General features: G+C 44.5%; 13 protein-coding genes and 1 tRNA gene. 6 read left to right on the forward strand and 8 right to left on the reverse strand.

Going from position 1 to position 12,780, the window contains the following annotated elements:
* Window positions 1–12: 12 nt before the first annotated feature.
* Entirely contained in the window at window positions 13–561 is a 549-nt protein-coding gene (locus tag ACFPIK_RS14295) for a 30S ribosomal protein S16 (RefSeq protein ID WP_377916443.1), read from the reverse strand.
* 144 nt (window positions 562–705) lie between these two features.
* Between ACFPIK_RS14295 and ACFPIK_RS14300 the strand changes: the two genes are divergently transcribed.
* Window positions 706–777 (forward strand) — tRNA-Arg (locus ACFPIK_RS14300).
* Between the two features lie 75 nt (window positions 778–852).
* Here the strand turns inward: ACFPIK_RS14300 and ACFPIK_RS14305 are convergent.
* A complete protein-coding gene (locus ACFPIK_RS14305) occupies window positions 853–1,692 on the reverse strand; it encodes an SGNH/GDSL hydrolase family protein (protein WP_377916445.1) in 840 nt (279 codons plus the stop codon).
* 159 nt (window positions 1,693–1,851) lie between these two features.
* A complete protein-coding gene (locus ACFPIK_RS14310) occupies window positions 1,852–2,655 on the reverse strand; it encodes a phytanoyl-CoA dioxygenase family protein (protein WP_377916447.1) in 804 nt (267 codons plus the stop codon).
* A 146-nt stretch (window positions 2,656–2,801) separates the two neighbouring features.
* Here ACFPIK_RS14310 and ACFPIK_RS14315 point away from each other — a divergent pair, with 146 nt between their 5' ends.
* On the forward strand, window positions 2,802–3,659 hold the full coding sequence (locus tag ACFPIK_RS14315) for an AraC family transcriptional regulator (protein WP_377916449.1): 858 nt from the start codon (window positions 2,802–2,804) through the stop codon (window positions 3,657–3,659).
* Between the two features lie 116 nt (window positions 3,660–3,775).
* Complete coding sequence (locus ACFPIK_RS14320) at window positions 3,776–5,686, forward strand: glycoside hydrolase family 127 protein (protein ID WP_377916451.1); 1,911 nt, start codon at window positions 3,776–3,778, stop codon at window positions 5,684–5,686.
* Window positions 5,687–5,760: 74 nt separating this feature from the next.
* Here the strand turns inward: ACFPIK_RS14320 and fumC are convergent, their stop codons facing one another.
* The 4 genes from fumC to mazG form a co-directional block, all read right to left on the reverse strand.
* Entirely contained in the window at window positions 5,761–7,161 is a 1,401-nt protein-coding gene (gene fumC, locus ACFPIK_RS14325; RefSeq protein WP_377916453.1) for a class II fumarate hydratase, read from the reverse strand.
* A 77-nt stretch (window positions 7,162–7,238) separates the two neighbouring features.
* Window positions 7,239–7,730 (reverse strand): hypothetical protein, encoded by a 492-nt coding sequence (locus ACFPIK_RS14330; protein WP_377916455.1) that lies wholly within the window; start codon window positions 7,728–7,730, stop codon window positions 7,239–7,241.
* A gap of 6 nt (window positions 7,731–7,736) precedes the next feature.
* Window positions 7,737–8,117 (reverse strand): RidA family protein, encoded by a 381-nt coding sequence (locus ACFPIK_RS14335; protein ID WP_377916457.1) that lies wholly within the window; start codon window positions 8,115–8,117, stop codon window positions 7,737–7,739.
* A 128-nt stretch (window positions 8,118–8,245) separates the two neighbouring features.
* Window positions 8,246–9,046 carry a nucleoside triphosphate pyrophosphohydrolase gene (mazG, locus tag ACFPIK_RS14340; protein ID WP_377916459.1) on the reverse strand — a complete coding sequence of 267 codons (801 nt, stop codon included), beginning with the start codon at window positions 9,044–9,046 and terminating at the stop codon, window positions 8,246–8,248.
* Between the two features lie 72 nt (window positions 9,047–9,118).
* On the opposite strand from mazG, the gene ACFPIK_RS14345 reads away from it, so the two are divergent.
* From ACFPIK_RS14345 to ACFPIK_RS14355, 3 genes are read left to right on the forward strand one after another with little or no spacing between them, the layout of a single operon-like run.
* Window positions 9,119–9,349, forward strand: coding sequence for a hypothetical protein (locus tag ACFPIK_RS14345; protein WP_377916461.1), 231 nt, complete (start codon window positions 9,119–9,121; stop codon window positions 9,347–9,349).
* 58 nt (window positions 9,350–9,407) lie between these two features.
* Window positions 9,408–10,802, forward strand: a complete 1,395-nt coding sequence (gene glmM / locus ACFPIK_RS14350) for a phosphoglucosamine mutase (RefSeq protein WP_377916463.1) — start codon at window positions 9,408–9,410, stop codon at window positions 10,800–10,802.
* 28 nt (window positions 10,803–10,830) lie between these two features.
* Window positions 10,831–11,976, forward strand: a complete 1,146-nt coding sequence (locus tag ACFPIK_RS14355) for a cysteine desulfurase family protein (protein WP_377916465.1) — start codon at window positions 10,831–10,833, stop codon at window positions 11,974–11,976.
* Window positions 11,977–12,029: 53 nt separating this feature from the next.
* Here ACFPIK_RS14355 and ACFPIK_RS14360 read toward each other — a convergent pair whose 3' ends face one another.
* Window positions 12,030–12,773 carry a hypothetical protein gene (locus ACFPIK_RS14360; RefSeq protein WP_377916467.1) on the reverse strand — a complete coding sequence of 248 codons (744 nt, stop codon included), beginning with the start codon at window positions 12,771–12,773 and terminating at the stop codon, window positions 12,030–12,032.
* Window positions 12,774–12,780: the final 7 nt, after the last annotated feature.

Below are 12,780 nucleotides of genomic sequence, written 5' to 3' on the forward strand. Positions count from 1 at the left end.
ATAGAAATGATATTAAGCTTCAGCTTCTCCGCCTTCTGCAGGAGCTTCAGTAGCAGCTTCTTCAGCAGCAGGAGCCTCAGCAGCAGCTGCAGCAGCCTTAGCTTCTTCTTCTCTTGCTTTGATGGCATCCATACGAGCTTGGTTTTTAGCCGCTTCAGCAGCAAGAGCCGCCTTACGAGCATCTGCCTTAGCAGTAGCCAACTGATCTTTTTTGCCTTCGATTTTGGCATCTTTCTCTGACAACCACGCAGTATATTTTGCGTCAGCTTGTTCTTGAGTGATTGCACCTTTCAACACACCAATTTGAAGGTGTTTCTTCAGCAGGATACCTCTATAAGAAAGCATGGCTTTCACGGTATCGGTAGGCTGAGCTCCGTTCAACAACCAAGTAAGAGCGCGCTCATTGTTGATGTTGATTGAAGCAGGGTTGGTGTTCGGATTGTAAGTTCCGAGTTTCTCGATGAAGCGTCCATCACGTGGAGCTCTTGCATCAGCTACAACTACGTCATAGATGGCTTGTTTCTTGCGACCACGACGTGCTAATCTGATTTTTACGGACATAATTGTTTAGATTAAGTGAGTGGATGGAACCCGTCCATCCTAAATTTGGAGTGCAAAGATAGGGTAAATGATTGGAAAGCCACAAGTTGGCTCAAGAATATTTGCCAGAAAGTTAGGTTTTGCTTTATCTTGCGCACTTTCTTTGGTCCCGTAGTTCAATGGATAGAATAGAAGTTTCCTAAACTTTAGATATGGGTTCGATTCCCGTCGGGACTACAATTAAAGCCTTATGCGTTCAGTATAGGGCTTTTCCATTTTTACAGGAAGGCTTTCTCCGGTCATTTTCCCCTCTTATTTCAACATTTTTCTAAAAATAGGAACCAACTCTTTGGCAATTATTCGATACCCTTTATCAGAAGGATGAAGTCCGTCGTAGGTCACATCGATCGATTCTATCGGATAGGGATAGTCGTCTTTCTCCGGATCAAAGGGGATGTCGATAAAATCAGGATATGGGTAATTTTTATACTCCCCGTTCAACGGATCTTTCAATCGCTTAAACTTCACCAGATCGGCATGATCCATTCCTTTTTGATGGTATAGGTCTACCAGTTCCATTCCTCCCCATTGTGCAATTGCCTTCAAAAGAGCTGAGAAGGACTCCAAACGTTGCCCGTTTTTATCCCGATAGGAGCCTAATGCATTGTTTTTGTAATTGTTGATATACACAAAATCCACCCGCTTCATCGGAGTGATCAGAATGATTTTTGCCTGAGGATTAAGGTTTCGGATTTGGTTGACGATCTGGCGAAATGAGCCTGCTACCGTGGCTGTACCTGAGGCATTCTTGTAATCCTCGATCGTCCCGAGGGGATTGCCCCTCCACCAATCATTGGTGCCTAGGAAAATGCTATACACCTCTGCCTTTGGAATCTCGAGCTTGGCAAATTCCTCTGCGATTCGAATTGCTGTCCAACCATTGTAGCCTTTATTGACTACTTCGAGGCTGGGGAATTTCTCCTTTACCAAACTCAAATACCCCTTAGTGATTCGATTGCCGGCTTCGTTGGGATGATCATTGAGGTAAGTGATAGAGTCTCCGATAGCGACCCAAGTGATGGGGTTAGGAGATCCTGAAACCAAGAAAATTACGCCAAACAGCAGGATCAAACTCTTTTTAAACAGCCGCATAGGGAGGGAGGATTAGTCTTGCAAAATAACATAAGCGCAGAAGAATGCTATCCTTTACAAACTTGCCTCTTGCTGTTTCCCAAAAGAAAGGCTGGAAAATTTAATTCCTGCCTAATCTTGCAAACATCAATTCAGAAATGCCAAGTAGTCGGGGTAGATTTAGGGGAAAAGTACCGGATTTAAAGGGGTATCTATTTCCTGACCAATACTAGCTCCCGGACACCAGGTTTCCCAGTCATTCCGCTGGTTGTCATTTTCCGGCTCTTTGAGCATCATGTCTTTGTCCATATAGATTACAGTCATCACTTTGCGGACTTTATCGGTTTGATTGGCACCTGCCCGGTGAAATACCCACCCCGAATGAAAGCTAACCTCCCCCAAGGCAAACGGCTCTACGATGTGAGGAAAATCAGTGACTCGAAGCTTTTGTCGTATTTTTTCTTCACTCTCATCACTGATCGAGAGCTCTCTTCCTTCAGTGATTTGATGACTACCCGCACTGAATTCGAGTGGTCCCATTTCCAATTTGACCTCTTGCAGCGGGATCCAAGCGGTGATTGTTTTGTCTGAACTTAATGGCCAATAGTATTGGTCAGCATGCCAAGGAGTGATCCCTCCTCCGGCCTCTTTGTACAAAGCCTGATCATGATAGATCCTTACCCCTTCCACCTGCATCAAAGCTGAAGCGATACCCGCCAGGCGCTTGCTGAATACTAATTTTTTGATCGCTGGATCTTCTCTCCATAAATTAAAAATCTGGAGAAAAGCCTTGCCATAGGTATCACGACTGTCCATTGGTTTAGACTGACGATTGAGTTCAGCTACTTTTTTGGTGATCCGCTGCTCATAGAAAGCCAAGGTCTCGCTATCCAGGACATCTTTCAATTTGATAAAGCGATTTTTCTGATAAAACTCGATAGCCTGAGGTGATAAATAATAAGGCTGGTCCAAGAGATCTTTCATGAGTCTTAAAATTTTGAAGGTTGATTTAAATTGATACTACAAATAACCCATGCTCACCCCATTTCTACTTGGCCAAAATTTTCAGATTATTGTCCTTTTTTACCTCATATTGAATTTAATTTACCATTAAATGACAATTACAGGCAATGAAAGCAATTTTTGAACAAGTAACCGCCAGTCCTAAAGCTTCATTTCTTCATAAATACTCTGAGGCACCTAATTTTGACACACCTTTTCATTTTCACCCGCAATTGGAACTCACATGGATAGTCAAAGGCGTGGGGATGCGCTACGTGGGCAGGAGTGTTCAAGAATTCAAAGAAGGAGATCTGGTTTTTTTGGGACCAAACCTTCCCCATTGCTGGATCAATCAAAAAACTGAGGATGGAGTCGCTGCGCATGTGATCCAATTCAAGGAGGATTTTTTGGGAAGGGATTTTTTCAACTTACCCGAAATGGAACGTATCAAGCTGCTCATAGAACAGTCAAAATCAGGATTTGTCATCTCCAATCCTACCAGTAGAATCATTCAGGAAAAAATCCAGCAGCTCAGTACCAGCCCTTCTGTGAAAAGGATCTTTTGCCTTTTGGAAATATTGGATGTACTGGCTTCTTCTGTTGATTTGACGCTTTTGGATGAGTCTATGGTCAGGCTCAATCAGGATCTGCCGCATACGGAACGATTCAAAAAAGTCATTTCCTATCTGATTCAAAACTATAAACAGGAGATCCAATTAGATCAAATGGCAGAATTGGTTCACATGACTCCCTCTTCTTTTTGCAGATTTTTCAAAGGAGTCATGAAAAAAACACTGATAGAGGTAGTGATGGAGTTTAGAATCAAACACGCCTGCCATCTACTGACACATACTGACCTTGGAATCAGCCAAGTGGCTATGGAAAGCGGTTTTGGGGATTTGCCTTATTTCAACCGCAGATTCAAAAAAATGATGGGTTGCAATCCTTCTACCTATAGAAGAGTCTCCACTGATTCCGAGCACTGATTACAGGTTCAGAGTAAGTGGGACACTGCAATTTTTTGAGTTCCCATAGCCAATTTCTCAAGGATGAATTGATACTAAAAGAGCGAAATCCCTAACTTCAGGCAAACCCAAAACCCATGAAGAAATCGCTTTTATTCTTTGCTTTCCTAAGCCCGCTCTATTTGGCAGTGGCTCAGGAAAAGCAAATTGCCTTGGAAGCTCATTCCTTTTCCCAAATCAAAATCACTGATTCCTTTTGGAAACCCAAATTGGAAAAAGTGGCCAAATCGGCTCTCCCTGCTTCTGTCTACCAGACGGAAGTGAAAACGGGAAGAATCCGGAATTTTGAAAAGGCCAGCAGAAAGCAAGGGGAAGCTCACGAAGGCATCTACTACGACGACAGTGATGTGTACAAAGCACTGGAAGCCATCGCCTATTCCCTCCAAAATATCCCCGATGCTGCCTTGGAGCAAAAAGCGGACGAGTGGATCGCCAAGATCGCCTCAGCTCAGGAACCTGACGGCTATATCAACACCTTCTATTCTTTGACTGGCCTAGATAAGCGCTGGAAGGACATGGAAAAGCACGAAGACTATTGTGCCGGACACTTGATGGAAGCCGGAGTGGCTTACTTCCAAGCTACCGGCAAGCGCCAACTCCTGGATGTAGCAATCAAAATGGCGAATCATATCGACACACAGTTTCGTCAAGCAAACAAACCTTGGGTAAGCGGCCACGAAGAAATCGAGTTGGCTTTGGTCAAGCTTTATAAAGTCACCGGAGAAGATCGTTACCTCCAATTGGCTGATTGGTTTTTGGATCAGCGAGGCCGAGGACACGGAGTCGGAGGCATCTGGGACAATCCGCATTGGGGACCAAAGTACGCTCAGGACGACGTCCCCGTCAAAGACCAAAAGGAAATCACCGGACATGCCGTGCGCGCCATGTACCTCTACACCGGTGCGGCGGATGTGGCTGCGGCCAAAAATGATCCCGGCTACATGAAGGCCATGAAGACCGTCTGGGAAGATGTGGTCTATCGAAATATGTACGTGACCGGGGGAATCGGTTCCTCTGGAAGCAATGAGGGATTTTCTGTCGATTACGATTTACCCAATGAAAATGCTTACAGTGAGACTTGTGCCTCGGTGGGAATGGTATTTTGGAATCAGCGGATGAACCTTCTCGAGGGACAATCCCAGTACATCGATGTCCTAGAGCGGAGTTTATACAATGCAGCTTTAGACGGCTTGAGCTTGACTGGGGACCGATTTTTCTACGGAAATCCTCTAGCCTCCAGCGGGCAGCATTTCAGAAAGGAATGGTTTGGCACTGCCTGCTGTCCTTCCAATATTGCCAGACTGGTGGCCTCTGTCGGAGACTATATTTATGCAAAAAATGAGAACGGAATTTGGGTCAATCTTTTCATTGCCAATCAGACCGAGTTTGATCTTTCGGGTGAAAAAGTGGGGGTAGAAATGAAAACCAATTTCCCTTGGGAAGGAAAAGTGGAACTAGAAGTCAATCCGACCACGACCCAACGCTTTTCAGTGAGTCTGAGAATCCCGGGCTGGATTCAAGAAAACCCTGTTCCGGGAAAACTCTACAGCTTCCTCCAAGAGGAAAAGACCAACTTTACCCTGCTGGTCAATGGAGAAAAAGCCACTTTCCGACAGGAAAACGGCTACGCTGTGTTGGAGAGGGAGTGGAAAAAAGGAGATCGAATCACCTATGAGTTGCCGCTGGAAATCCGCCAACTTCAGTCCCGACCTGAAGTACTGGCCAATACAGATAGAATCGCCATTCAACGTGGGCCATTGGTATACTGCGTAGAAGGGGCAGATAATCAGGGAAAAGTCCTTCAGCTTGCGCTCAGTTCCAGTCCAAATTTCACGACGAAGGAGTATCAGATTTTGGATGAAAAAGTCCAAGCCATCCAATTCCAAGCTTGGGATGGACAATCTCCCAAAACTGTTACCGCCATTCCTTACTACACCTGGGCCAATCGCGGCCAAAATGAAATGATGGTCTGGATCCCTAAAAAGTAATCCAACTAGATCGCCTCAAAAAAAAAGCTGACCAAAATGGCCAGCTTTTCTCTTTTATCAAGATTCCAAAAGATTTATTTCAAGCTTCCGATCATATCTTCCGGTCTCACCCACTCGTCAAACTGCTCAGAGGTTAATAGACCCAAAGCAATGGCAGCTTCTCTCAGGCTGGTTCCTTCTTTATGCGCTTTCTTGGCGATAGCAGCGGCATTTTCATAGCCGATGTAGGGATTCAGAGCCGTCACGAGCATCAGGGAATTTTCTAGGTGACGCTGAATCATCGGCGTGTTTGGCTCGATACCGATGGCACAGTTGTCATTGAAAGACACACAGGCATCACCGATCAATCGGGCAGACTGTAAGAAGTTGGCTGCGATCAGTGGCTTGAACACGTTCAGTTCAAAGTGACCATTGGAACCACCGATGGTGATGGCCACATCATTGCCCATCACTTGAGCAGCGACCATGGTCATCGCTTCAACTTGGGTTGGATTTACCTTTCCGGGCATGATGGAGGATCCCGGTTCGTTTTCAGGAATCAGGATTTCACCGATACCAGAACGCGGTCCTGAGGAAAGCATTCGGATATCGTTGGCGATTTTCATCAAAGAAACAGCCAATTGCTTCAAAGCACCGTGCGCCTCAACCATTCCGTCGTGTGCTGCTAAGGCTTCGAATTTGTTTGGAGCAGTGACAAAAGGATGACCGGAAAGTTGGGCGATCTTTTGAGCCACCAGTTCAGAATACCCTTGAGGAGTATTTAGCCCTGTACCTACTGCTGTACCGCCCAAGGCAAGTTCGGAAAGGTGAGCTAAGGTATTTTTTAGAGCTCTCAAGCCATGGTCTAGCTGAGCCACATAGCCGCTAAACTCCTGACCCAAGGTAAGCGGAGTCGCATCCATGAAGTGGGTACGTCCGATTTTCACCACATTTTTGAATGCTTCTGCCTTTTCAGCGAGCGTATCTCTCAATTTTTGAACACCCGGAATGGTTGTCTCCACCACCATTTGGTAAGCAGCTACGTGCATAGCAGTTGGATAGGTATCATTCGAGGACTGAGACTTGTTGACGTCATCATTGGGGTGGATTTTCTTTTTGGCATCTTCCAAAGATCCTCCCAAAAGTACATGCGCGCGGTAGGCGATCACCTCATTGGCGTTCATGTTGGACTGAGTCCCAGAACCCGTTTGCCAAATCACCAATGGAAACTGATCATCGTGCTGACCTGCTAGAATCTCATCACATACTTTCCCGATGATTTCAGCCTTGTCCTGAGCCAAAACGCCCAATTCCGCATTGGTCAATGCAGCAGCTTTTTTCAAAATAGCGAAAGCCTTAATGATCTCGATCGGCATGCGGTTTTTCTCTCCGCCGATTTTGAAGTTATTGATAGAGCGTTGGGTTTGGGCGCCCCAGTATTTGTCTGCAGGCACCTCAACAGGGCCCATCGTGTCTTTTTCGATTCGGATTGACATGGTATTTGGGAATAGGAGTTTAATTTTTCGGTCGCAAAGTTAAGGGCTGTGTTTTTTTCTGCCTAAGCAATAGCCTTTTAATCCTTGTCCTTCAGTTGAAAATTGATCAATCGATGAAAGACTTCTCTGGAGATTTTGTATTGACGATTGAAAAACATCAATCCCAAGGCATAATTCCCGATAGCCAACAAAAAACAAATCAAGCTATAGCTGAGATTGGGTAAGAAAAAAAGGTAAAAGGCAGAAAAGGCCATCAAAACAATACTCCAAAATGCCAAAAAAAACACCGCAGAAGGGAATAGTCGGAATTCTAGAAAAATAATACTTCCTCTAGGTGTGTCTTCCAGCTTTCCAATAAGCAAAGGAAGAAAAGTATCTCCTTTTTTGATGGATCGGGAAATCCGAAATCCCTCACGCCCTACCATGCCGTTAAATTTGATTTGATCATTTTGATAGGTACGGGAGTCCAGGAAATTCACTTCCCGAGTCACCCGCATCAAATGACCCAAGACCTCTTCTTTGGAAAGAGGGCTCACCAAGGTTTCGGTATGGTAGGGGATCAGATTCAAATGTGTTTATTTTACTGCGATGCAGGAGATCTCTACATTCACATTTTTTGGAAGCTTGCTTACCTCAACTGTTTCACGGGCCGGAGGGTTTGATTTGAAGTATTGTCCATACGCTTCATTGATCGTGGCAAACTGCCCCATGTCCCGGATGAAAATGGTGCATTTGGCCACATCAGAAAAGCCAAATCCGGCTGCACGCAAGATTGCCTCCATGTTTTTCATGACCGCGTGAGTTTCTTCGGTGATGTTTTCATTGATCAGCTCCCCAGTCTCTGGGTCTAAAGCAATCTGACCAGATACATAAAGTGTATTTCCAGCCAACACAGCTTGAGAATAAGGACCAATGGGCGCAGGGGCTTCAGCAGTGAAAATGAGTTGTTTGGACATAATGGGTAATTGAGTTAATGGGTAATTAGTTTATTGAGTTACTTGGTTAGCAGTCCGAAATCTGAGATCTGAGATCCAAAGTTTCAACTTTCCTAGTCGGATCACTGTGACTGAACACTACTTACTGCCTACTTCTTCTTTGCTTCATTCCAGTACACATCCATTTCCGCAAGGGTCATCTCACTCAGATTTTTGCCTGCTTGGCGTGCAGCATTTTCCAGGTATTGAAATCGCTTGATAAACTTCAGATTCGTACGCTCCAAGGCTTCTTCGGGATTGATCTCAATAAATCGGGCGTAGTTGATCAAGGAGAACAGTAAATCTCCAAACTCTCCTGTGGCCTTTTCCTTGTCGATTTCCTTGTCTTCTGCAGCATTGAATTCTTCTTTGAATTCCTGCATTTCTTCCTCCACTTTTTCCCAGACCTGATGCTTTTCTTCCCAATCAAATCCCACTCCTCGGGCTTTTTCCTGAATCCGCATGGCCTTGATTACGGCGGGGAGAGACTTTGGAACTCCCCCAAGTACGGAGACATTTCCTTTTTCCTGGAGCTTGATTTTTTCCCAATTTTGCTTCACAGTCTCCTCATCTTGGGCGATGGTGTCCCCATAGATGTGAGGATGTCTCCTGATCAACTTTTCACATAGTGAATGGATCAAAGAGGCCATATCAAAATTGCCTTCTTCCGAACCGATCTTAGCATAGAAGACAATGTGTAGGAGAATGTCTCCGAGTTCCTTTTTGATTTCCTCAGGATTCCCTTCCAAGATGGCATCTGAGAGTTCAAACGTTTCTTCAATAGTTAAATGCCTGAGGCTCTCAGTGGTTTGCTTTTTATCCCAAGGACACTGCGCCCGAAGCTCGTCCATGATGGTTAAAAGTCGATCAAAAGCGGCTAATTGCTCGGCCCTGGAACTCAAATTTGACATGTCTTGGGAAACTAAGCTGGAATAGTAAGCGTTTTCGGAGGAAAGCTTTAAATTTGCGCAAATTTATCCGTTATGGCAACTGTATTGATCACACTCGGCTTCGTAGCATTGTTCTTTGTCTTGATGTCCGTTAGGCTAATTTTCCTCAAAAACGGTGAATTCAAGGGCACTTGTGCCTCACAAAGTCCATTTCTTAATCAAGAAGGAGTCACCTGCAGTTATTGTGGGAAAACAGTAGATTCAAGCAGTAACTGCGGAAAACCCGAAAGCGAAGTGGATAAAGTGATGGCCAAATTCAAATAAGGATCCTTCTTACTTTTGCTTTCATTTTTTCTTTAATTCTTCTTAAAACCAACTTTAAGTGTCATTAATCAAATCAATTTCCGGAATCAGGGGAACCATCGGAGGAAAAGCCGGCGATGGATTGACTCCTATCGATGTTGTAAAATTTGCTTCAGCCTACGGGGCTTGGGTTCTTGAAAAGACGGGAAATCCCAAAGTAGTCATCGGCAGAGATGCAAGGTTATCAGGAGACATGATTTCCAGATTGGTGTCCGCCACGCTACAAGGGTTGGGAATTCATGTCATTGACTTGGGACTCAGCACTACTCCAACTGTAGAATTTGCCGTGCCGAGAGAACAAGCAGGAGGCGGCATTATCCTCACCGCAAGCCATAACCCCATCCAATGGAATGCACTCAAACTTCTGAATTCTGTCGGAGAATTTATTTCTGATGAGGAAGGAAAAGCCATTTTAGAAAAAGCAGAAAGGGAAGATTTCACTTTTGCGGAAGTGAAAAAGCTAGGGAAATACACCTTGATCGAAGATTACATGGACCGACACATCCAGCATGTACTGGACTTGGAGTTGGTCGATGCAGAAGCCATCAAAGCGAGAAACTTCAAAGTAGTGGTGGATGCGGTCAATTCCACAGGAGGTATCGTGATTCCTAAGTTACTGCGAGCTTTGGGCGTAGAGACCATCGAAGAAATGTATTGCACCCCGGATGGCCATTTTCCACACAACCCCGAACCCCTCCCTGAAAATCTCAGAGATATTTCGAAAAAGCTGGAAAAAGGGAATTTTGACCTTGGCATCGTAGTGGATCCAGATGTGGACCGATTGGCCTTTGTCAATGAAGACGGATCCATGTTTGGTGAGGAATACACCTTGGTGGCTGTTGCAGATTATGTCCTGTCTAAAACTCCGGGCAACACCGTTTCCAATCTTTCCTCCACCCGAGCGTTGCGGGATGTGACCGAAAAGAGAGGTGGAAAATATAATGCGGCTGCAGTAGGTGAAGTCAATGTAGTCAATCAAATGAAAGCTACAGAAGCTGTCATCGGAGGAGAAGGAAATGGAGGAATTATCTATCCTGCTTCTCATTATGGTCGCGATGCTTTAGTGGGAATAGGTTTGTTTTTGACCCATTTGGCTAAGTTTGGCAAGTCCATATCCATGCTCAGAGCTACTTATCCAAATTACTATATTTCCAAAAACAAGATCGAACTCACACCGGAAATCGATGTGGACAAAATCCTACTGGAGATTAAAAACAAGTATAAAAAGCACCCGATCAATGACATCGACGGAGTGAAAATAGAGTTTGAAAAAGAATGGGTTCACTTGAGAAAATCAAACACCGAACCCATTATTCGAATTTATTCTGAGTCAGATTCAGAAGCTACGGCGGAGCATTTGGCAAAGAAAATCATCCAAGACATCAAAGAAGTCGTCAGTGCTTCTTTGATCTGACGTTGAACCGACCCCGCCCAGCCCAAATATGATTAAAGTTTACTTTGACAATGCCGCCACCACTGCTATGGACGATCGAGTGATCGAGGCCATGCTGCCTTTTATGAAGTCTCATTTTGGCAATCCATCATCTGTCCACAGCCATGGGCGTGAAGTGCGGACAGCCATCGAGAAATCACGAAAAAAAGTGGCAGAATTGCTCAATGCCAGTCCTTCTGAGATTTTTTTCACTTCAGGAGGAACGGAAGCGGACAATACCGCTTTGGTCTGCGGAGTAGAGACTCACGGAATTACACATGCTATTTCATCCCCTATCGAACATCACGCCGTCCTTCATACCCTGGAAGTTTTGGCAAAAAAAGGGACAGTAAAACTTAGCCTCTTGGATGTAAATGCACAGGGTGATGTAGATCTGGATCAGTTAGAATCCTTATTAAAAGCCAATCCAGGCAGCTTGGTCTCTTTAATGCATGCCAACAATGAAATAGGAAATCTAAATGACCTTGAGCGAATTGGTGGAATGGCCAAAGAATATGGCGCTTTTTTTCATTCCGATACCGTTCAAACGATGGGCCACTACATCCATGACCTAAAAACCCTACCTGTAGATGCCTTAGTAGCTGGAGGTCATAAGTTTCATGGACCAAAGGGATCAGGATTTCTTTTTGTAAGAAAAGAGAAAAAAATCCATCCCTTCATTCATGGCGGTGCCCAGGAGCGCAATATGCGCGGAGGTACAGAAAATGTAATCGGCATTATCGGAATCGCAAAAGCGCTTGAACTCGCCTACGAAGATATGTCGGGACATCGGGCACATGTTGAGAAAATCAAAAAGCATTTCATCGAAAAGCTAGTGGCCGAATTTCCGGGAGTAGCGTTTAATGGACGTTCTCAAGAGTTAAGCAAAAGCCTTTATACGGTGCTAAATGTGAGCCTTCCTCCTTCGGAATCCAATAGAGGAATGTTGCTTTTCAATCTCGACTTGGAGGGTATTTCTGCTTCAGGAGGATCAGCCTGTAGCTCCGGAGCTACTGTAGGTTCGCATGTACTCAGAGCTTTAAATCATAATCCAGAGCGGGATTCTGTCCGGTTTTCCTTCAGCCGATTCAATACATTGGACGAGGTGGATTACACGGTAACCAAGCTTAAGGAACTTTATGCTGTAGAAGCCTAAATCAAAAAAGGAGTCGATTTGACTCCTTTTTTGATTTTAACCTATGTATAAGATCATTTAGCAGGCTTGTAACCTATTGAATAAGGAGTCCAAATTTCATAGATCGGCTGACCTTGGGAACTCAATCCACTGTGGTGCCATTCTCCTTCAATCACTTTAAAATCAAATCCCAAGCTTGCCCCAACCCTGGAATTATCTCTTGAGAAAAAGGTGATGGTTTCTAGGTACTTTCCATTTTTTGCTGAATAGGTACCCCCTCCAGTTCCTGAAAATTCTTTGGTTTCGGAATTGAAAGCTACCCATTGGAATCTTCCACCGCTTAGGATTTTGATGGTTCTCCTGGCACCGGGAGTGGATCTGGAAATCTGATCATCACGCTTTCGGCCAGTAATTACCCAATTTCCTGAAAGCTCATCCTTAGTTTCAGATATTTTCTCCCAAGTTTCTACCAGCATTCCTCGATTAGTATCAGCAGAGAGCGTAAGCTTATTTCCTTTTAACTCTACTTTAAACGGGGTGGAAGTACCTACTTGCAGAGGATCAAGTGTAAAAAAATCCAATGTTTCGGTGCATTTTCCTGCTTCAAATTTATAGGGACCACCACCTGCTCCGATAAATGCATTATCAGCTACATTTTTGATCCCAAAAGCAAAATAATCATCCTGGTAGATTTTGATATATTCCTGTTCAGTTACTGCTTTACCATTTTGACTGATCATTTTCCATGCTCCTTCCAAACTTTGCCCCTTTGCCAACGAAGCTATCAGCAGTAAGGATAACAAAAGGTATTTCTTCATGATATTG

The sequence above is a fragment of the Algoriphagus aquatilis genome (assembly GCF_042657405.1).
Taxonomy (GTDB): Bacteria; Bacteroidota; Bacteroidia; order Cytophagales; family Cyclobacteriaceae; genus Algoriphagus; species Algoriphagus aquatilis.

Coding starts and splice junctions, on each gene's coding strand:
- ACFPIK_RS14360 (WP_377916467.1), bottom strand. CDS start 12,773: ATGAAGAAATACCTTTTGTTATCCTTACTGCTGATAGCTTCGTTGGCA.
- ACFPIK_RS14335 (WP_377916457.1), bottom strand. CDS start 8,117: ATGTCCAAACAACTCATTTTCACTGCTGAAGCCCCTGCGCCCATTGGT.
- fumC (WP_377916453.1), bottom strand. CDS start 7,161: ATGTCAATCCGAATCGAAAAAGACACGATGGGCCCTGTTGAGGTGCCT.
- ACFPIK_RS14295 (WP_377916443.1), bottom strand. CDS start 561: ATGTCCGTAAAAATCAGATTAGCACGTCGTGGTCGCAAGAAACAAGCC.
- mazG (WP_377916459.1), bottom strand. CDS start 9,046: ATGTCAAATTTGAGTTCCAGGGCCGAGCAATTAGCCGCTTTTGATCGA.
- ACFPIK_RS14320 (WP_377916451.1), top strand. CDS start 3,776: ATGAAGAAATCGCTTTTATTCTTTGCTTTCCTAAGCCCGCTCTATTTG.
- ACFPIK_RS14310 (WP_377916447.1), bottom strand. CDS start 2,655: ATGAAAGATCTCTTGGACCAGCCTTATTATTTATCACCTCAGGCTATC.
- ACFPIK_RS14355 (WP_377916465.1), top strand. CDS start 10,831: ATGATTAAAGTTTACTTTGACAATGCCGCCACCACTGCTATGGACGAT.
- ACFPIK_RS14305 (WP_377916445.1), bottom strand. CDS start 1,692: ATGCGGCTGTTTAAAAAGAGTTTGATCCTGCTGTTTGGCGTAATTTTC.
- ACFPIK_RS14315 (WP_377916449.1), top strand. CDS start 2,802: ATGAAAGCAATTTTTGAACAAGTAACCGCCAGTCCTAAAGCTTCATTT.
- ACFPIK_RS14345 (WP_377916461.1), top strand. CDS start 9,119: ATGGCAACTGTATTGATCACACTCGGCTTCGTAGCATTGTTCTTTGTC.